The sequence below is a fragment of the Lactococcus sp. AK05 genome (genome assembly GCF_041026685.1).
In the GTDB taxonomy this organism is placed as follows: Bacteria; Bacillota; Bacilli; order Lactobacillales; family Streptococcaceae; genus Lactococcus; species Lactococcus lactis.
Genome location: NZ_JBFTEI010000001.1, coordinates 401217 through 421998, shown reverse-complemented (window position 1 = coordinate 421998; position 20782 = coordinate 401217). Strand labels below are relative to the sequence as shown.

Genomic DNA, 20782 nt, shown 5'->3' with positions numbered 1-20782 from the left:
TTTTTTACCTTGAAACTTTGATTCTATTTTTCAAAATTTCTGTCAGTAACTTTTAGATTCAATGACAGAATGTCAACCCTTATTTTTACTGACAAGAGCTTCTAAGTCTTTGATGGCACTTATGATTTTTTCGTCAGTAACTTTTGAATCAATCAAACGATAAGATTCTACAGGACTGGCTGCAAATTTTGCTACTGCTTGCAATTTTTCCAAATCAAATGGCAAATTTATTTCTGCTAGAGAAGCAGGCAAATGATTTTCCTTATAAAATGGTAAGAGTTTTTCAATTTCTGAAGTATCTCCCGTATAAGCCAATTGTACCAAGACACCATAAGCGACTTTTGAGCCATGTAAAATAGGATGTGTCTCTGAGCAAAGTGATAGACCATTGTGAAGCGCATGAGCCCCTGACATCCGTCCATAAGTCCCAGCAAAACCTCCAACTGTTCCTGAAAGTTCAATGATTGTATCAACAATTCGCCCAAAAGCTGACGTCACTTTCTGTTCAGCCAAATCATTAAGTGCTGCTTTAGAATCAGCAAATAATATTTTAAAAATTTCCTTTGCACTCGCAAATCCCAAACGAACTGAGGCTGAAAGTTCTTCCTGTGAAACCTGACGAACGATTCCTTCCATTTCATACCATTTGGCGAGTGTATCCCCGATTCCTGCAACAAAATAATCATGAGGTGTTGCCAATAAAAAATCGTAATCAACTAATGTCAAATAGCTCACTTTATTTAAATAACCCACTTTATCAAAAGTATGGTCAGGGTGATAAAGAGCTGCAACCGGTGTGTAAGGAGCACAATTAGAAACCAAGGTCGGAATAATAATTAACTCACAGTTTAGCTCCTGTGCTACAACTTTACAAGTATCAATCAAACGCCCTCCGCCAATTGCAAGAAGACCATCGGATTGACCAATTTCTTTAGCGAGTTTTTTTCCATTTTCGACAGAGGCCGAGCCATCATAATGAAAAACAGGATAATTTAAGTCTTTAGGATAAAAATCTTGAAAAACCTGAAAAGATTTCTCCCCAGTAATTATCGCAAGTTTATTAAAAGGCGCAAGATAGCTTTCTAAATCTTGCAAAATTCCTTGACCACTCACATATCTATTGGCTCCGGGACGTACTTCTTCTGAGATATTCATAATTTTCCTCCTAATTAAGTAATTATTAGAATATTCTATCACTTAAGATTCAAAAAAACAACATTTAACTGAATAAATGTTGTTTTTATTGTAAAATCCAATTTTAAGCACTATAATTCAACGTTTTGATGACATTCCCCTTATCATCAGTCAAATCAACTTGCAATTTAGGTTGAGCAACCCCAGCTTTTTTCATTGAATCTAACACCTTATCCGCTACTTCTTCAACTTGGTCACCACTTGCTAATAAAAGGGCGCCAACGGTTGCTTTATTGAGTTTAGAGGATTCCAAGGTGTAAGTCACTTTAGAGTCGGTGCTCGTTGCTTTTGCTGAACTTATCATTCCTTGCGATTGACTCTTAATTACATCTGCATTTTCATTTAATTTTGTGGCAATAGCTGATGGTGTTGCCGATCCCATTTGACTCACTGCATCGGTCACACTAGCTGAGCCTTCTGAACTTCCTGAGCTTGGTAAAAATTTAGCAGCAATATTATCGGTTTGACTTGAAATGACTTGACGACCAATCATGACTACTCCAAAAATGATTAAAGCAAAAAATATAACAATGGATAATAAAATCGCAAAAATTTTACCTCCTCGGCCTTTTCTCACTTTTTTACTTTTTCTAGAATTCATTTCTTTCTCTTTTCTATTTTTGAGACTTATTTAGTATTATACCATTTTGTACTTTAAAGAAAACTAAAAAAGTAGTTTTTCAACTACTTTTTTACAATTATTTTTAAACTAAATTAGTCATTAAAATCAAAACGTAATTTCATATTAGCTGAACCAAGAACGACCATACGTCCCAAAAGTTCCGTTTGTGCTTTAAACGCCGCCTCTGCTAATTTTTCATTTGCCTGAGTCAAATAAGCAATTTTATCTTCAGCTGTTTCAAAATTCTTATCTGTTTCATTTTGAATTTCATGGAATTTTGCCATTGTATTTAATTCAAAAGTATTTCGTAAATCAACAAATAAATCATAATTAGAATCACCAAGAACAGCTGTTGTTGCGCTCAACCAGTACATATTTGTTGGGTCATATTCTCCCTTAGCATCACGATAAGAAGCTGGCGTATCATTAATTGCAGTGTAGAATGGTACAACATGATTGAAAGTGTTTGCTCCAAAAGCAAGCCATTGAACTCCTGCTAATTCATCTGGAACATTATTTCTAACTTGCAAAATATGAACACTATGATTACGATTTATTCCGATTGGACGGAAAAGTTTTCTTTCTTCTGGACTATTTGTGCTGCCGTAAGGGTCATATTTTGTATTTTCAAAATGACTTGATAAAACAAATTTAACATCTTCAACAGTAATTTTTCGACTGGCTTCACAAATGAATGGAAGTTCTTGATTTTGTGGATCTTCAGATGGATTTCCTAAGAAGTTTTGACCATACCAAGTACGTGGATTATTATAAACAGAATCTTTGATTGAAGATGAACCAAAGATATGACGCAAATTATAATGACTTTCATAGCCTTCAAAATCAGGATTTAAATGATTTGCGTCAATTAATTCTTTCAAATCACTTGAACACATGTAATCATCATTATCAAATTTGAATTCATCAATATTCATTCGGTTTGGCGCTACAACATAAGAATCATCAGGAATACGAACTGCTGCCCAATGATGCCCACCGATTGTTTCTAACCACCAAACTTCTTCTTTGTCAGCAAAAGCAATCCCGTTTGGCTCATAAGTTCCATAAGTCTTAAGTAATTGACCCAAACGCTCAACTCCCTCGCGAGCACTTTTAATGTATGGCAAAACAAGTGTTACAAGGTCTTCTTCACCCATCCCATTTTCCACATAAGGGTCAAGACCTAAGATTCTTGGATTAGTAGTAATTGTTTCTGTTGCAGACATCGCAACATTAGCACTATTAATCCCAGCCGCTGGCCAAATTCCTTCTTTTAAAACTGCATTTGGCGTTGAAGTATAACGTAATGGATTTTCAGGTAAATCTAATTCTAAACCAGATAAAACAGCTTTATAATGACGAGGTTGTTCTTCAGGTTGAATCACAATAAAGCGTTGTGGATCCAAAGCTTCGTGTCCATCATCATTACGAGCAATCATGGTTGAACCATCAATTGATGCTTTTCTTCCCACAAGAACTGTTGTACATGAGCCTTTACGGCGATTTTCAATTTTCATTTATTTCTCCTTTATAATCTATAAAATACATCACTTAGAAACCAAGAAATTGTATTTATTATAAATACTAAATTTCAATTGGTTATTTGCCAAAATTTCTGTCAGTAAAATTTAATCAGAGCATTTTTTTAACTTCTGCAAAAATAGCAACCTGCTCATTTTTCAATTCATTTTTGACAATTTTTTCTTCAATAATTTTTAAAATTTTACCAAGTTCTGGACCAGGTTCAAGCGAAAATTCTTCCATTAAATCTTTTCCAGCAATGACAATCTCTGATTTATCATGAATTTGAAGTTGGTTATTAATAGTGACAGCCTGTTCTCTATCAATCTTCAAACCATAAGCCACTTTCAATTCATCAACCAAAAGCACTTTTTCTAAACCGAAATGATAAAGACTCATCAAATCCCAAGAGTCAAGTTCATAAGCTGATACAAGGTCTGCCACAAATTTTGAAAATTCATTGGACACTTTCCATTTTCGCAAAAATGTTTTCACGTCAACATTGGAAAATCTGGTCAGTAAAGCTGCCCATGCTTGCTCAGAATTCTGAAAATGAAAATCTACTGACAAGTCTGTCAGTACTTTTTTCAAGGCCGAATCTTGCAAATCTGGTAAATATTTATAAGCCCCTGATTTAAGCAGTAAGGTCAAACCATTTCGCCAATCCTGACCTAACAACAACTTATCAAATTCGATAAAAATTCGTTCAACTGAGATTTTTTCCAGTAAGTGAGCCGACTCACACATGGCTAAGAAAGTTTTATTTTCAATTTGAAAATCTAAAGTTGCTGCGAATCGCATGGCCCGCATAATCCGTAAAGCATCTTCATTAAAACGTTCCAAAGCACTGCCAACCGCTGTTAGCCTGCGTTCCTTCAAATCCGTCAGTCCATCAAACAAATCAATAATTTGCCCATTAACATCACAAGCAAAGGCATTGACCGTGAAGTCACGACGTTTTAAATCCTCTCGTAAATCTCTGACGAAATCCACATGATCTGGCCGTCTGTAATCTGTATATTTTGATTCTGTCCGAAAAGTAGTAATTTCATAATGTTCAGCTTCTGATTTTCCAGCTAAAACAAGTACTGTTCCATGTTCGATTCCCACATCAATGGTATAAGGAAAAATATCTTTAATTTCCTCTGGATATGCACTTGTTGCAATATCCACATCGTGAATCTCTCGCCCAAGCAATATATCACGTACAGAACCTCCCACAAAATAAGCTTCAAACCCATGCTCGATTATTTTTTCTAAAACCGGCTTGGCCTGTACAAACTCCTCGGGTAATTTTTCTAATTTCATATCTATTATTTTATCATTTTTTAAACAAAAACGGGGCATAGCCCCATTGTACACCTTAAAATTTTACTGACAGAAAGTTTATACAGACCTGTCAGCACTTTTAGCTCTCATCAATTTCTGTCATAAGCTAGTTCTTAAGCTTTGCCCTGTATCATTCACCTGTGAATTCGTCTCGACGCTCTGCCAGATTAACCCGAGCAATCCATCAGTAATTTTATCCTATTGTTCCTCTAAATTAATCCAGTAACGACAAATTTCATCACCATCAATATCTACAATATTTTCCAAAATACCCGCATTTGCTTCAATACTTTTACGACTTGCCAAATTTTCTTTGTCAGCAGAAATCATGACCTGAGAAATCTTACGTTTCTGATATTTAGGAAGAGCGAATTTGACCATTTCTTCAGCAAAATGATGTCCTCTAAAATCAGGAGCCACACCATAACCAATATGACCACCCCATTCTAACAAAATTCCCTTTTCGATTTGCCAACGACAAGAAATTTCGCCAGCGATTTGCCCATTAATAAAGGCAAAATATTTAGTTGCTGTTGACCAGTCGGGATTTTCAGCGAAAGTTTCTTCTCTATGAGTTTTTTCCACATAGTCCGAAAAATTTTCCAAAGAAAGCTCCGCATAAGATTTAACAGCATCGATTTTAAAAGGACTTGTATCTGTTGCCCAATTGGCAATATAATCCATAAAAGCTTCTGCATCACTTAATTCTAATCTACGAATCTCTAATTCACTCATAAAATCCCCCACTAATCATCCCGTCACAATCTATTTCGTCAGTAAATATTATAAATCCAAAAAATGTTCCAAACCATATTTTAACTCAGATACCGTCATTACCTTACGAATTCCCAAAGCAATACCAGTCATGAAACTTGAACGATCATAAGAATCATGACGTAAAGTCAGCCCTTCACCTTTTGAACCAAAAATAACCTCTTGATGAGCCACCAAACCAGGTAAACGAACCGAATGGATTCTCATTCCTTCAAGATCGGCACCACGAGCACCAGCTAAAGTTTCCTTTTCATCCACTGCCCCTTGATGATGAGCCAAACGTTCCTCAGACATCAATTCTGCTGTCTTCACAGCAGTTCCAGAAGGAGCATCTTTTTTCCCGTCATGGTGCAATTCAATAATTTCCACATCTGGGAAATATTTAACAGCCTGCTTAGAAAATTGCATCAATAAAACCGCACCCAAGGCAAAATTTGGTGCAATAAGACCACCCAATTCTTTTTCTCTAGAAAATTTAATTAAATCTGCTACTTCATCATCGGTAAACCCAGTCGTTCCAACCACTGGTCTAAAGCCATTTTCTAAAGCAAAACGAGTGTTCTCATAAGCCGCTTCAGGAGCCGTTAAATCTAGCCAAATATCAGCATCAAATCCAATCAAATCCTCTTTTCGACTAAAAACAGGAACTCCGAACGCTTCTGAGACTTCTTCTTTCTTTCCTAATAAAGCCACAAGTTCAAAATTTTGAGCATTAAGAATCATTTGTACCGCAGTAGCTCCCATTTTTCCACGAAATCCAGCAACAATCACTTTAATTTTATTCAATTTCATCCCCCATTCATTTATAAAGAAATTAGTATTTTATAGAAGTAGCTATTATTTTTATTATTCAGAATATTTGTTTTTAGATAAAAACACGTAAAAACGTGCTTTATTTTTTTGGTGAAATACCGTAAGCCACTGTATTCAAGCCCAAATGAGTTGCGATAACAGGCCCAAAAGTGACGATTTCTACATCATCAAAACCTTGAGATAAAGCATAATCATATAACTCTTGTGCCCGATCTTCAGCTCTAGTATGAATAACATAAACTTTGTAGGCCAAAGGATCTTTGGCATCTTTTAACAAAAGTTCCTTCATCCGGCTCATCGTTTTTTTCACAGTCCGAACTTTTTCAAAAACTTCAACCTTACCTTCAGTACTAAAAGTTAGCACAGGCTTAATATTTAATAAAGTCCCAAGCACAGCCGCACCATTAGACAAACGCCCACCTTTTGCTAACCAATGCAAATCATCGACAAGCATATAAGCACGGTCACCGTCTCTTTGTTCTTCAAACTTTGCGATAATTTCTTCAAATTCGACATCAGCTTCTGCCAAATCCAATACTGTTTCCACCATATAGCCCAACGGACTTGAGGTAATAAAAGTTTCAGGAAATACTACTTTCATTTGCTCATATTCACTTTGTAAGTAAAAAATATTTTGGTAAAATCCAGAAATTGCTGCTGGCAAAAATAGACCTAAAACATGAGTATACCCTTGTTTTTCTAAGTCTTTTAAAAGGCTATCAAGTTCAGCAACTCTAGGTTGCGAAGTTTTAGGTACTTCTTGGGCCTCCGCCATAAGATCATACCATTCTTCATGAGAAATTTTTTGCAAATCATAATCCACTCCATCAATGGAAATTGGAATATCTAAGACAAAAAGATTTTCGTAAGTTTTATATTTTTCAGCAAAATCTGCCGAAGAGTCAGTAATAACAGCTAATTTCATAAATTCTATTCTATTAATTAAAATTCCAAGTTTATTCCAGGCTGGTCTAAGGCAACCTCTGTTGTTTCATAGACCAAGCGTTTAAGAAGTTCAAACAAAGGCGCCGCAAGTTGGGCTAATTCCTCTTGTTCAAGCTCTTCTTGTTCCTTAATAATTTGTCCACGTACATAGTTCAATTGACTCACAAAACCAGAAAGTACAATATTATCTAGTACAATCAAGTAAGTCAAAACAGCGTGAATACCAGTGTCACCTTCACCAAGTTTTTCAAGTTGTTCTTTGGGAACAAGTTGAAATTGAACATTTAGATTAGTCTCAGGTGTTCCATTTTCTTTTTCCCATTCATAATTACGAGCATCATAATGAAATTGGTTAACAAATTCTTGTTCTCGTTCGATCGTTAAAGCCATTTTAAAATCCCCTATTTTTTTATTATAAATTTAGTTATATCCAGACATGAACAATAAGAACAAAGATTTCATCATCCAAATTTAAAGGATATTCCCCAATATTCAACTAAAATCTTAACACTACTTCATTCTACCACATCTTGAACATTTTCACGCAATAATTGTAGCATTTTTAACTCTTCTTCATTAGCCTCATATTTATCCAATAAATCTGGACGGCGTTCTAAGGTTTTTTTCAAAGATTCTTTTAACCGCCATTTACGAATATTTTCATGATGACCACTCATTAATACCTCAGGAACCTTCATCCCTCTAAAATCTTCTGGGCGAGTATATTGCGGATATTCTAAAAGTCCACTAGAAAAAGAATCATCTTCATGGCTAGCCACCTTTCCTAAAACACCTGGAATTAAACGCACAACCGCATCAACCATCACCGTTGCTGCAACTTCTCCACCAGTTAAAACAAAATCTCCCAATGAAATTTCATCCGTCACCAATGTTTTAATGCGTTCATCGTATCCTTCATAATGTCCACAAATAAAAATTAATTGCTCTTCTTGAGATAATTCTTCGGCCATTTTTTGGTCAAACTTTTTCCCAGCTGGGTCTAAAAGAATAACACGCGCAGGTTTTTCAGACTTCTGAGGTATTTTATCCATTGTGTCAAAGATTGGCTGTGGCATTAATAACATCCCTTGACCACCACCATAAGGCATATCATCAACATGACGTTGTTTATTCGTTGCATTTTCCCGAAAATCATGTGTATGTAGCTCCAAAATACCTTTATCTTGAGCTTTACCTACGATTGACTGATTAAGCGGGCCAAACATTTCCGGAAAGATACTTAAGATATCAATTCTCATATTTCTAGTCATCCAATCCTTCCATAATAGATACGTCCACTCGGTGTTGACTCACATCTACGTTTAAAATAACTGGCGGAATATAAGGCAATAATAAATCACGTTTTCCTTTACGTTTAACAACCCAAACATCATTAGCCCCTGGTTGAAGTATTTCAGAAATTTGACCAATTAGGACATCATTTTCATAAACATCACTGCCAATGATTTCATGATAGTAAAATTCGCCATCATCTAAATCCTCTTGGTTTTCTTCTGCAATTTTGACAATATATCCCTTATACTTTTCAACATCATTAATATGATAAAATCCTTCAAATTTAACGACATAAAAATTCTTTTGTGGGCGACCAGACTTCACCTTTAAATCTTGAATATAATTATCCTTATCATCGAAAAGTGCCAAAACTGAACCTTTTGAGAAGCGTTCTTGAGCAAAATCTGTCGATGGCATCACGCGAACTTCTCCTTGAAGTCCTTGTGTGTTAACAATTGTTCCTACCTTGTAAAATTTTTCCATTCTACAATTATACCATACCTAATAAGTCCTGATTTAAATAAAACTATTTTTTAAGTCTATTATTCAAGGAAAGCTATCTTTTCCTTGAATGAAAAAAATTCCCTTAGTTTAATTAATAAAAGAGCCATTCAAATTGAATGACTCATTTTTTATATTTACTTTGATACTAATTAAAAATTTTCTTTTAGAAAAAAATCTTTAGTTCTTTCAATAAAATTCTCTGCCTCTGTATCTAAATGGAGTGCATGGTAACCGTCTGCAATCTCTATTAATTCTAAGTTTTTCCCAGCATTGTTTGCAAATGAACGAATGGCCACGGGCGAACAAATCTGATCTGATTCACCACAGAATAATAAAGTTGGGATTTTCAAATTTCCAGCTTGACTCTGCGCAAAACGCCCTGCTTCCATAATCTGTGAAAAGAGCCGCAAAGAAAGAAGTTCGTGGTATATTCCATCTTTAGTTACTAAATCTACTAAATCATTTCGGTGAGAAATTGCTTCAACTTTTAAACCTGTACGAACTCGAATTTTTGGACTTATTTTTCCTAAAAAACCTGCCAGTCTTTGAAGCGGCACGGCTGGTGGATTTGTTAGCGCTAGCCAAGGAGATTCAATTACTACTTTTTGGTAAAGTTTTTGATTTTCAATATTTCTCAGAAGAACATTGAGTGAAATATTTCCACCCATGCTATGTCCAAACAGATAAACCGGAAGTTTTGGATACTTTTTACCAATTATCTTCCTCACTTCTAAGACATCACTAATTAGGCTCTCGTAAGCTCTAGCTCGTCCTTGAAGTTTTGGGTTAGCAGCTGCTAAAACACCATGCCCTCTCTGATCGTGCATTAGGCAAACAAAACCAGCATTGACTAATTCATTAATTAAATAGAGATAATGACCAGTATATTCACCAAAGCCATGAACTAATTGTACTACCGCTTTTGCTTTTTGGTCTGGCTCAAAAATTCCAAGGCGAATTCGGTAATGGTCTTTCATTGAAATAATTTCATACTGTTTTTTCATTGGATTTCCTTACTATTTTTTAGCATATTATGAACCATTATAACAAATCCTATTTCTCTTTAGTAATGTTATAAAATTTAAAGGCCAAAACTAATAAAATAATGATTTTATTTCTCAGAGTCTATTTTGGTCAACTACTTCACTTAATACTCGAGTAAAGTCTAAAGAGTCATTAAAAGGATGAACAAAATCAAATGTTTCTCCACCATTTTCAACAAATACTTCTTTATTTTCAATTTCTAATTCAAATAAAGTTTCTAAACAATCTGCAACGAATGCTGGTGAACAGATCAATACTTTTTTAGCATTTTCTTTGGGAAGTTCAGCAACTCTATCAATAGTCGCAGGTTCTAACCATTTTTCAGGACCAAATTTTGATTGATAAGTATGCTCGTATTCTTCTTCCCTCAAACCAAGTTTACTTACTACCAAACGTGTTGTTTCTTTGCATTGCTCTTCATAAGCATCTTTTTTCTTGGTCACGTAGGATAAGGGAATTCCATGATAGCTAAGGACCAATTTATCATAGTCATTTGCTTGCCACTTTTCTCTAATAGACTCTGCCAGTAAATCGCTATAAGATTCTACTTTGTGGAAGTCTCTAATTACTTTTATCTTATCATCAATTTTTTTAACTTGTTGAATGACAGGTTCAACTGTTGTTAAAGAATATTGAGGGTAAAGTGGAAGAACAGTAATTTCTTCAACACCAGATTCTTTCATCTCAGCGATTACTTTATCAATGCGTGGCTCTCCGTAAGTCATGGCAAAACGGACATCAAAATCTTCGCGCATATCTTGTAGTTGCTTTGCTTGTGCTACTGTGTAAATCATCAAAGGGGAACCTTCATCTGTCCAGATTTGTTTATACATCTCTGCTGATTTTTGCGGTCTAACTTTTAAAATAATTCCATTTAAAATCGGCAACCAAAGCCATCTTGGTTTTTGTATAACAAGAGGGTCACCTAAAAATTCTTTTAAATAATCCCTCACATCATCTGCTTCACATGAGCGCGGAGTTCCCAAAGCTACTAATAAGATTCCTTTTTTCTTATCCATTATTCCACCTATATAAAAAAATCAGTTTATTTATATTTATAACCGATTGTATCTACAATTGTTAATCAATATTTTTCATTCTAGCATAATTTTTTATTCAATTAAAGTAAATCTTAAAGAAGTATTTGATTATTATTAGGAATATTCGTCTAATCTAAAAAAATCACTATTCCAACTTTTTTAATATTTAATTTACTTTAAAATAAGTAAAATCCGATCAGTAACAAAAATAAAAGACCCACTAAGTGAGCCTCTAATTCTTATTGATCAACAAGAAGTCGAACTTTTTTCCCTTCTACAGGAACAAAGTAAACCACTGTGCGAATTGCTTGAATAATCCGACCTTGACGTCCGATAATTCGACCGATATCACCCTCCGCAACTTTAAGGTGATATTCCATAAATTCCTCACCCTCAATGAGTTCCAAAGAGACTTCATCTGGTTGAGTAACCAATGGTTTAACAATTGTTAGAACTAATTCTTTCACATCTTTTTGCATTTCTTACCTCTACTCTAACTTGAAAATTATTCAAGTTCAATATATGTGATTTTTTTATTCACGAAAAGCTGCTAAAAAGCAGCTTATCTCAAAAATTATTTAGAAAGTTTTGATTCGTGGAATTTTTTCATAACGCCAGCTTTTGAAAGAAGGTTACGAACTGTATCTGAAGGTTGTGCCCCTTTGCTCAACCATTCCAATACGCGTTCTTCTTTAAGAGTTACTTGTTCTTCAGTTACAAGTGGGTTATAAGTCCCAACTGTTTCGATGAATTTACCATCACGTGGAGCACGTGAATCAGCAACATTGATACGGTAGAAAGGTTTTTTCTTAGAACCCATACGAGTCAAACGAATTTTTACAGACATTTTATATTTCCTATTTCTATTTTTATTATATTTAATATTATAGCAGACTAATTTCGCCCTGTCAAGAAAAAATCTTGACAGCTCTTTTTTAGTTTCTGAGACTATTTAATAAACGGCGAGCTACTTCTTGATTCATCACTTTTTCCTGCCGAAGTTGCTGACTTACGACTGCTATCTCATCTGCTTTTGCACCCACGGATAATGCCAAAGAGCGAGCCTGTAAGCTCATATGTCCTTGTTGAATTCCTTCTGAGACAAGTGCGCGCAAAGCTGCTAAATTTTGTGCTAGACCAACTGCGGCGATAACTTTGGCCAGTTCTCTAGCATCTGTGATTCCTAAAATTTCCATTGCCGCTTGTGCCTTAGGTAAGACTTTCACCCCACCACCAACGGTCGCCACAGGTAAAGGAATTTCTAACTCTCCAAATAACTTTTCGGCATGAACTTCCCATTTAGCCAAACCTTGATATGTTCCTTCTTTTGCTGCATAAGCATGAATTGCTGCTGAAATAGCTCGCGTATCATTTCCTGTTGCAAGAATTACAGCATTAATCCCATTCATAATCCCTTTATTGTGTGTGCTAGCACGGTAAGGGTCAAGTTTTGAGTATTGTGAAGCAACTGCAATTTTTTGAGCAATTTCTAAACCATTTGATTTTTTTGAGAGAGCATCAACTGGAATTTCACAGCTCACCTTTACTAAAGATTCAGTTGCATAGTTTGAAAGGATGCTAAACAGAATTTTTTCCTCAGAAAACCAGCCACGAAAAAGTTCTGCTACACCTTCTAATATAGAATTAATAATATTGGCACCCATTGCATCTTTGACATCGACTTTGAAATCAACTGAAATAAATTTCTCACTTGAAAAAAGTCTGCTCGAAATTTCTCTCAAACCGCCCCCACGCTTAATAATTGAAGGATACGAAAGCTTAGCTTGTTCAAATATTTCATTTTTACATTCAGATATTTTCTTAATAATTTCTTCTGGTTTCTTTACGTCATAAAATACAATTTGCCCACGCATTAACCGTTCATCTATTTTAGCCGTAAAACTTTCCGCTATTTTTGCTCCATTACTTGCAGCAGCTATAACTGATGGTTCTTCTGTAACCATCGGAACGATGTATTCTTTTCCATTAATGACAAAATTTTGAGCAAGTCCCATTGGCAATTCAAATTCGGAAATTTGATTTTCAATTAGATTGTTTAAAATATTTGTATCTAAAGCCATTTCACTCAAAATTTCCTGAGTATCTTCTGACAGATTCAATGAATCTAATCGCTCTTTGGGCGACATTTGATAAAATTTTTTTCTCATATTTTCCAAAAATGCCCAGATAAGCTGGGCAATTCCTCCATTAATTTCTTAAAAATTACTTGTTTAAACCACAATAATTTTTAAAGGTTAGGATTTTTTAAAAGAACAGCCAAACCTAGGCCTCCACCGATACAAAGACTTGCAATTCCATAGCGTTTTTGCTCACGTTTTAAGGCATAAGACAAAGTCGTGAGAATTTTAGAACCACTTGAACCGATAGCATGACCTAATGCAATTGCACCACCATAAATGTTAACTTGTGATTCATTTAAACCAAGTTCACGATTGACAGCAAGACTTGATGCTGCAAATGCTTCATTAATTTCAAATAGGTCAATATCTGAAAGTTCAAGCTCTGAACGATTAATTAATTTTTTGATAGCTTCAATTGGTGAAACTCCCATAATAGCAGGGTCAATTCCAACTTCTGTACTATCAACTAGTTCTGCTAGGTACGGAATCCCATGTTTTTCAGCATAGTCTTTCGTTGCAAGAATGACAGCTGAAGCTCCATCATTAACAGGAGAAGAATTACCTGCTGTCACAGTTCCATTTTCTTTGAAAGCTGTCCTTAAAGTGGCTAATTTTTCTAAACTAGAAGAAGGACGTGGTGTTTCGTCAACTCCGACTTCTCCAATCGCAACAATCTCTTCTTTAAAAATTCCAGCTTGACTTGCAGCGACCGCTTTTTCTTGAGAGTTTTGTGCAAAAGCGTCTTGGTCTGCTCGACTTATATCAAATTGTTCAGCAATAGTTTCACCAATAATCCCCATGGAAATTCCTGAGAAGGCATCAACTAAGCCATCATTTAACATACTTAATGTTTCTTCTTGGGTTTTTCGATTCTTTATAATTGGGGCATTAGACATAGATTCTGTCCCACCAGCGATTACAACTTCTGCTTCACCAAGCTGTAAAAGTTGTTTGGCTAAAATCACTGCTTTCATTCCTGAACCACAAACTTCGTTGATTGTTGAAGCGGGCACTGTATTAGGTAGACCACTATGAATCGCAATTTGACGTGCTATATTTTGACCATTACCAGCTTGAAGAACATTTCCAAAAATAACTTGTTCAACATCTGATTTTATATTTTCATGTTTTGACAATAAGTTTGAAACAACATGTGTTCCAAGTTCTGCTGCTGAATATTCAGCAAGAGCACCGTCGTATCTTCCAACTGGTGTTCTTAAGGCGTCAATGATTACAATTTCTTTCACGAATGAACCTCCGAAAGCCATTATAGCATATTTTAAACTACTTTTGTCAAAGTCTCTTTACATTAAATTAATAAACAATATCTAATCAATGACTCTATTCAAGCATTTTTTGTACCATTTAAAATACAAACCAATTTACTTAATTCCAATTTTTATTAATTAAACAAAAAATTAAATGTGTGTATTTTATAGAAAGAAAATATCTTAGCAAAGAATTTAACGTATTTTTATGATAAAATTAAAGCATTCCAAAGACATTGAAAGGAGTTCCTTTCTTTTATAATAATAAGTGAGGAAATTTTTAAAATATGAAAGTCGGTATAGATAAACTTGGATTTTTTGTCCCAAATACTTTTGTTGATATGAGGGATTTAGCAAATGCTCGGAATGTTGACCCTGCAAAATTCCAAATTGGTATTGGGCAAGATGAAATGGCAGTCAATCCTGCTACTCAAGATATTATTACTTTTGCTGCTAACGCGGCAGCAAGTATTTTGACTGAGGAAGATAAAAAAGCCATTGACATGGTCATCGTTGGTACTGAATCAAGTCTTGATGAATCAAAGGCCTCAGCCGTTGTTGTTCACGATTTGCTTGGTATTCAACCTTTTGCTCGAAGCATTGAAATGAAAGAGGCTTGTTATGCAACTACTGCTGGCCTTGCTCTTGCTCGTGACCATGTTCTTTTGAATCCTGATACTAAAGTTTTAGTTATTGCTTCTGATATTGCCAAATATGGGCTAAATACTGGTGGAGAACCTACTCAGGGAGCGGGAAGTGTTGCAATGCTTATCACGGCCAATCCTAAAATTATGGCCTTAAATAATGATAATGTTGCTTTAACTCAAGACATCTATGATTTTTGGCGTCCTTTTGGTCAGGCTTATCCTTCTGTTGATGGTAAGTTTTCAAACGAAACATATATTGATGCTTTTGCTAAAATCTGGAAAGAGTATAGCCGTAGAACAAATTTAAAGTTCGAAGACTTTGCAGCTATCGCCTTTCATACCCCTTATACTAAAATGGGTAAAAAAGCTTTATTGCCAATGCTTGAATCTGAAAAACCAGCCAATGCTGAAGAATTAATGGAACAATTTGAACGTGGTATCGTTTATAATCGTCGTGTGGGTAATCTATATACCGGTTCTCTTTATTTGAGTTTGATTTCACTTTTGGAAAACTCTGATAAATTGAATGCTGGTCAGCGTATTGGACTTTTTAGTTATGGTTCTGGTACTGTTGCTGAGTTTTTCTCTGGTGAACTTGTTGAAGGTTATGAAAATCATTTACTTAAAATTGAACATCAATCAATGTTGGACGCAAGAACCCGTCTATCAATTCCTGAATACGAAAACATGTTCAATCAATATTTAGATTTGAATCATAATATTTCTTTCAATGATGAGACAGATTACTCCGTTTCAGAAGTTGTTGATAATCACCGTAAGTATAAAAAAAGATAAAAAAATACTGACAGAATTTCTGTCAGTAAATAAAAAGTCCTGTCAGGACTTTTTTTATTTTATTTGCTCAACAATGATACAGCTGCTTCATCAGCGATAACAGTAACATTAGCGTGGTTTTGAAGAATTGATGCTGGAAGCTCTGTTGTCACTTCTCCTTCAACCATTCCTTTGATTGCTTCAGCTTTTTCTTTACCATAAGCCATCAAAACAATATTTTTTGATTTCATAATTGAAGCAAGCCCCATTGAAATTGCTTTACGTGGTACATCTGCTTCTGATTCAAAGAAACGTGCGTTGGCTTTGATTGTGCTTTCTTGAAGGTCAACAACATGAGTTGTAATTTCAGCAGGTGTTCCTGGTTCATTAAAACCAATGTGTCCATTTTGACCAATTCCAAGAATTTGCCAATCAATTGGATTTTCTTCGATAATTTGATCATAATGTTTTGCTTCTGCTTCAAGGTCAGCTGCTTTACCATTTGGTAAGAAGTTTTCTTTAAATGGTTTTTCTCCAAATAAATGTTTAGTCATAAAGTAACGGTAAGATTGATCATTTGAACCGTCAAGTCCAACATATTCATCCAAGTTTACTGAAACCATGTCTGTAAAATCAAGGTCTGAGTTAACAATTTGGTTATAAAATTCTACTGGTGTTGAGCCTGTTGCAAGTCCCAATGTTTTAGCGCCATTGGCCATTGCTTCTTTAAGAAGGTCAAGTCCGATTTTTCCACCTTCGAGTTGATTTTTTACTACGATAACTTTCATTTTATATGCTCCATTTCTAAATTGGTATATATCAATTTTTCTACACTTTCATTATATCATAAATTATCTCCATGTCAACTAAAAATTGTCTTCAAAAAATACATTAACAAAAATAAAAAGTCCTTTTAAAAAAGGACTTTTTTGTAATCAATTAAGACATATATTTTCCAACAAAATCCCAAACATGGCTCCAATATAAGTCTGGATTAACTTTTTCTGATTCTCCATGACCCGCTCCATGAACAATCAGCTTTTCTTTCTCAACTTTTGCTGCATCATAGAGAGGGTTTAACATCTTAAATGGAACAAAAGTATCTTTATCACCATGAATGAACAAAATTGGTGTTTTGCTTTTGGCTACTTGTTTAATTGCCGAAGATTTAAAGATATCATAGCCAGCTCTCATTTTAACAACGGTATTTGCCGCATAAAGAACTGGAAATTTTGGTAATCCATATAATTGTTTTAATTGATAGGCAAAAACATCACCTGTTGATGTGAACCCACAATCTTCCACAATTGCTTTGACATTAGAGGGGAGCTTTTCGCCTGAAGTGTTCATCACCGTTGCTCCTCCCATAGAAACGCCCAATAAGACAATTTCTGCCTGTGGATCTTTTTGAATAATTTTGGCAATCCAAAGCAACATATCTTTACGGTCATCCCAGCCCATACCGATATAATCACCCTGACTTTTACCATGCCCTCTTAAATCTGGTGTAACAACATTATAACCCTTATTGTAAAAATGACGTGTCCAACTTGCCATATCGGTCGATTGTCCACCATAACCATGAACAACAATAGCCCATTTATTTGTTTTAGTTGGTTGCTTATAATCCGTAGCATAGAGTTTCAACTTCAACTTATCAGAGGAGGTAACATACCAAGCGTCGGATTTTACATCCGCTAAAAATGCTTTATTTTCTTTTTTCCTTACTTCTACTTTTTTAGAAAGAGGTTTCTGTTTGCTCCCGGCAGTTAGAAAAGATTAATTGGTATGCGCGTTAACAGCTAAATCATAAAAATAGTTTCCTATTGCGAAATAGCCACCAACCAAAACAACGGATAAAACTACTAAAATCCAAGCAATCATTTTTTCCTTTTTTTCATAAAATTCCTTTTAAATTTTATTTTACTATTCTAATATTAAAATTTCTTTTTTGCAACTTCTTATATTATTTAGTAATAATCTTACAAAAATTCTCGTTCTTCCTAAAGCTAGTCTATCCAAAAAATGATATAATAAAACAATATGCATTGCTTTTTTATCAACCAATTGATTTAGTGATTTGAGAGAAAAATTACCTTTAAATTAACTAAACTAATTTGAAATAAATGTATTTTAGAATCCTTTTACGGAATGGAGTAAAATAAAAAAACTTATGAATATAAATGATTTTGATTTTGATTTGCCAGAAGAATTGATTGCCCAAACGCCTTTGGAAAAACGTTCTGAATCACGTTTGTTGATTCTTGACCCTAAAACTGAAGAGCTTGAAGATAGACATTTCTATAATATTATTGATGAACTTGAAGCTGGCGATGCTCTTGTCCTAAATAACACAAGGGTACTTCCAGCTCGTCTCCACGGTGAACGCGCTGAAACAGGTGGACATATTGAACTCCTCTTGCTTAAAGATATGGGGCAAAATCGTTGGGAAACATTGGCAAAACCAGCTCGCAAAATGAAAGTTGGTGAAGAAGTCGTTTTCGGTGATGGTCGTTTGAAAGCTGTCGTTGTAGAAGCCCTTGAACATGGTGGACGAATTGTTGAATTCAAATACGATGGAATTTTCCTTGAAATCTTGGAAAGCTTAGGCGAAATGCCACTTCCTCCTTATATCCACGAGCAACTCGAAGATCAAGAACGTTATCAAACAGTTTTTGCAAAAGAGAATGGTTCTGCTGCTGCTCCAACTGCTGGCCTACATTATACACCTGAATTGTTAGAAAAAATTGCTGACAAAGGAGTCAAAATTGTTGAATTAACACTTCATGTTGGTTTGGGAACATTTCGTCCTGTTAGTGTGGATAATGTTGATGAGCATCAAATGCACAGCGAATTTTATCGTCTAACTGAAGAGGCGGCTGCTCAATTGAGAGCTGTTAAGGCTAGTGGACACAAAATTGTTGCTTCTGGAACAACATCAATCCGTACTTTGGAAACCATCGGTAGTAAATTTGATGGGGATATCCAAGCCGATTCTGGCTGGACTGACATTTTCATTAAACCTGGCTATGAATGGAAAGTTGTTGATGCTTTTAACACCAATTTCCATTTACCAAAATCAACTTTGGTCATGTTAGTCGCTGCTTTTGCTGGCCGTGATTTTGTTCTTGACGCTTACCAACATGCGATTGATGAAAAATATCGTTTCTTCAGTTTTGGGGATGCAATGTTCGTTCGCCCCAAAAAATAATTAAATTCTAATTAATTTTTATAAATAAAAAAGCCTTATAAGGCTTTTTTTTATTTATAGTTTATACTTTCTTTACTCTATTTTGAAGACAACAACCATTCTTGACAAATAATGCATAAATCTTTTTTCTGATAATCATTAAGACTTTCAAAAATAATTCTAGTTCCATTATTTTTGGGGTCATTGTTTATTCCTAGCAAATACTCAGGTGTTACTCCGAAATAATGTGCCAATTCAATCAATCGAATTCCCGAAGGTTCCACACCGTTTTTATAATTATGAAGCGCATTTCTAGGATATCCTAGATCTCTTTCAACTTGATTAAAAGACTTTTTTGATATTCTTATTAATTCTTCTAACCGTGGGTAGAATAGCTGATTCTCGGCCATAAAAACCTCCTGCAATTTGTTTTACTTTTACTTAACTTTAATAAATGTAAATAATCATGATTCAAAAATCTAAGTAGAACCTAAACATCTATCTCATCAGAATTATCTTCTTTACTTATTTGTTCTCTCATAGCTTCAAGTTGAGCTTTTAATTTTTCTTTTTCTAAATCTTGCTCCTCTTCTTCTTTTTTACGTCTCTTCCATAAAATAAAGAACAAGAAGAAAAGAGCTAAAAGAATTAATAATAAACCTAACCAGATAAGCCAATTTTCATACCACGGAGTCTTTTTAACAGTTACATCTTTTGAATTCAATTTACTTGCTGTTTTACCTGATATTGTAAAGTCTTTTGTAAATTTCCATTGATAATCAAATTTTTGTTCTTTTCCTTTTGAATCAACATAAGTGAACTTTCCGTCATTATTTTTTTGCCCATATACTGTCATCGATAGACGATACTTACCCGCTTCAAGCTTATTTCCATCACCAATAGAAACAGGATAATCAAAATTACTATTTGGTGCCATTTGCAGCATCTCTTTGTTTGCCTTATAAGATAATTTAGAATTACTTAAACCTTTGACCTCTGCTTGAACATACATTTGATTTAGATATCCGGCCTTTGGATTTTGTAAATTGGCATTGATTACATTTCTATAATTAACCTGACTAGGCTCTACACTATTTAATTTCAAGTCAGGCGCAACAGTATTTTTATTTTGTTGCATCAGTAAAGCAACAACGTAAGCATATTTATTTTGAATACTTAATCCCTTAGAATTAGAATTTGTTTTCTCTGAGTCCTTCTCTTTAAAAGTAATTCCACCAGCAATTACACCATTAAAATTTTCCTTTGGCATAGTAACACTCACTTTTACTTGCTGTGAAGAGTTTGGTTGTAGTGATACTTCTTTTGGAATTGAGGCATAGTCTACTAGATTATACTTTAGTGTTGAATCTGCTTTAATTTTATTTGGTGAGTATTCAACCACACCGTTAATATTTGTTGTCGCACTAGCTATTTCTTCTTCAACCACTACTGTTTTGTCAGTAGTATTTTTTAGAGTAATCGTCAAAGTTTGCGATTGCCCTGGACTCATTTGTAAATTAAAGTATCCGCTCTCGCCAATTTGGTTTTCTGGAAGAACCGGGTTCACAGAAAAATTAAATTCATTTGCATGAACTTCTTTACTGACAGTCCCTAAAGTAAAGATAGTGGCAATGAACAGTAAAACTTTTTGATAAATTTTCATTATGTTCTCTTTCTAGA

At 34.7% G+C, this 20782-nt stretch carries 21 protein-coding genes and 1 pseudogene; 2 read left to right on the top strand and 20 right to left on the bottom strand.

Going from position 1 to position 20782, the window contains the following annotated elements; genetic code table 11:
• Positions 1-72: 72 nt before the first annotated feature.
• The 16 genes from AB6B24_RS02045 to AB6B24_RS01970 form a co-directional block, all read right to left on the bottom strand.
• Positions 73-1155: an iron-containing alcohol dehydrogenase family protein gene (locus AB6B24_RS02045; protein ID WP_311803099.1), complete on the bottom strand. Its 1083-nt coding sequence runs from the start codon at positions 1153-1155 to the stop codon at positions 73-75.
• A gap of 103 nt (positions 1156-1258) precedes the next feature.
• Positions 1259-1795, bottom strand: a complete 537-nt coding sequence (locus AB6B24_RS02040; RefSeq protein ID WP_038601495.1) for a hypothetical protein — start codon at positions 1793-1795, stop codon at positions 1259-1261.
• 113 nt (positions 1796-1908) lie between these two features.
• Positions 1909-3333 carry a C69 family dipeptidase gene (locus AB6B24_RS02035; RefSeq protein WP_270244490.1) on the bottom strand — a complete coding sequence of 475 codons (1425 nt, stop codon included), beginning with the start codon at positions 3331-3333 and terminating at the stop codon, positions 1909-1911.
• Between the two features lie 115 nt (positions 3334-3448).
• On the bottom strand, positions 3449-4645 hold the full coding sequence (locus tag AB6B24_RS02030; protein ID WP_311806116.1) for a CCA tRNA nucleotidyltransferase: 1197 nt from the start codon (positions 4643-4645) through the stop codon (positions 3449-3451).
• 219 nt (positions 4646-4864) lie between these two features.
• Positions 4865-5401 carry a GNAT family N-acetyltransferase gene (locus AB6B24_RS02025; RefSeq protein ID WP_047205942.1) on the bottom strand — a complete coding sequence of 179 codons (537 nt, stop codon included), beginning with the start codon at positions 5399-5401 and terminating at the stop codon, positions 4865-4867.
• A 48-nt stretch (positions 5402-5449) separates the two neighbouring features.
• On the bottom strand, positions 5450-6232 hold the full coding sequence (dapB, locus tag AB6B24_RS02020) for a 4-hydroxy-tetrahydrodipicolinate reductase (protein ID WP_195936035.1): 783 nt from the start codon (positions 6230-6232) through the stop codon (positions 5450-5452).
• Between the two features lie 100 nt (positions 6233-6332).
• On the bottom strand, positions 6333-7178 hold the full coding sequence (locus AB6B24_RS02015; protein WP_047205940.1) for a DegV family protein: 846 nt from the start codon (positions 7176-7178) through the stop codon (positions 6333-6335).
• 17 nt (positions 7179-7195) lie between these two features.
• Entirely contained in the window at positions 7196-7588 is a 393-nt protein-coding gene (locus AB6B24_RS02010; RefSeq protein ID WP_015426726.1) for a DUF1149 family protein, read from the bottom strand.
• Positions 7589-7713: 125 nt separating this feature from the next.
• Positions 7714-8457: a tRNA (guanosine(37)-N1)-methyltransferase TrmD gene (trmD, locus tag AB6B24_RS02005; RefSeq protein WP_311803105.1), complete on the bottom strand. Its 744-nt coding sequence runs from the start codon at positions 8455-8457 to the stop codon at positions 7714-7716.
• 4 nt (positions 8458-8461) lie between these two features.
• Complete coding sequence (rimM, locus tag AB6B24_RS02000) at positions 8462-8977, bottom strand: ribosome maturation factor RimM (RefSeq protein WP_012898171.1); 516 nt, start codon at positions 8975-8977, stop codon at positions 8462-8464.
• Positions 8978-9147: 170 nt separating this feature from the next.
• On the bottom strand, positions 9148-10002 hold the full coding sequence (locus AB6B24_RS01995) for an alpha/beta hydrolase (protein ID WP_311803097.1): 855 nt from the start codon (positions 10000-10002) through the stop codon (positions 9148-9150).
• Positions 10003-10116: 114 nt separating this feature from the next.
• Entirely contained in the window at positions 10117-11061 is a 945-nt protein-coding gene (gene hemH / locus AB6B24_RS01990; RefSeq protein ID WP_195936037.1) for a ferrochelatase, read from the bottom strand.
• A 260-nt stretch (positions 11062-11321) separates the two neighbouring features.
• A complete protein-coding gene (locus AB6B24_RS01985) occupies positions 11322-11561 on the bottom strand; it encodes a KH domain-containing protein (RefSeq protein WP_003130710.1) in 240 nt (79 codons plus the stop codon).
• A 95-nt stretch (positions 11562-11656) separates the two neighbouring features.
• Positions 11657-11929, bottom strand: a complete 273-nt coding sequence (rpsP, locus tag AB6B24_RS01980; RefSeq protein WP_003130711.1) for a 30S ribosomal protein S16 — start codon at positions 11927-11929, stop codon at positions 11657-11659.
• 88 nt (positions 11930-12017) lie between these two features.
• Entirely contained in the window at positions 12018-13250 is a 1233-nt protein-coding gene (locus AB6B24_RS01975; protein ID WP_311803096.1) for a hydroxymethylglutaryl-CoA reductase, degradative, read from the bottom strand.
• Positions 13251-13330: 80 nt separating this feature from the next.
• A complete protein-coding gene (locus AB6B24_RS01970; RefSeq protein ID WP_311803095.1) occupies positions 13331-14470 on the bottom strand; it encodes a thiolase family protein in 1140 nt (379 codons plus the stop codon).
• A gap of 308 nt (positions 14471-14778) precedes the next feature.
• Between AB6B24_RS01970 and AB6B24_RS01965 the strand changes: the two genes are divergently transcribed.
• Entirely contained in the window at positions 14779-15933 is a 1155-nt protein-coding gene (locus AB6B24_RS01965) for a hydroxymethylglutaryl-CoA synthase (protein ID WP_311803094.1), read from the top strand.
• Between the two features lie 59 nt (positions 15934-15992).
• On the opposite strand, the gene AB6B24_RS01960 is transcribed toward AB6B24_RS01965, so the two are convergent.
• Complete coding sequence (locus AB6B24_RS01960) at positions 15993-16700, bottom strand: glucosamine-6-phosphate deaminase (protein ID WP_017864764.1); 708 nt, start codon at positions 16698-16700, stop codon at positions 15993-15995.
• A gap of 151 nt (positions 16701-16851) precedes the next feature.
• A pseudogene (locus AB6B24_RS01955) lies at positions 16852-17796 on the bottom strand (alpha/beta hydrolase).
• Between the two features lie 289 nt (positions 17797-18085).
• Here AB6B24_RS01955 and queA point away from each other — a divergent pair.
• Positions 18086-19123 (top strand): tRNA preQ1(34) S-adenosylmethionine ribosyltransferase-isomerase QueA, encoded by a 1038-nt coding sequence (queA, locus tag AB6B24_RS01950; protein WP_311805676.1) that lies wholly within the window; start codon positions 18086-18088, stop codon positions 19121-19123.
• Between the two features lie 77 nt (positions 19124-19200).
• On the opposite strand, the gene AB6B24_RS01945 is transcribed toward queA, so the two are convergent.
• Entirely contained in the window at positions 19201-19512 is a 312-nt protein-coding gene (locus AB6B24_RS01945; protein ID WP_003130721.1) for a helix-turn-helix transcriptional regulator, read from the bottom strand.
• 80 nt (positions 19513-19592) lie between these two features.
• On the bottom strand, positions 19593-20765 hold the full coding sequence (locus AB6B24_RS01940; protein WP_311803084.1) for a DUF916 and DUF3324 domain-containing protein: 1173 nt from the start codon (positions 20763-20765) through the stop codon (positions 19593-19595).
• Positions 20766-20782: the final 17 nt, after the last annotated feature.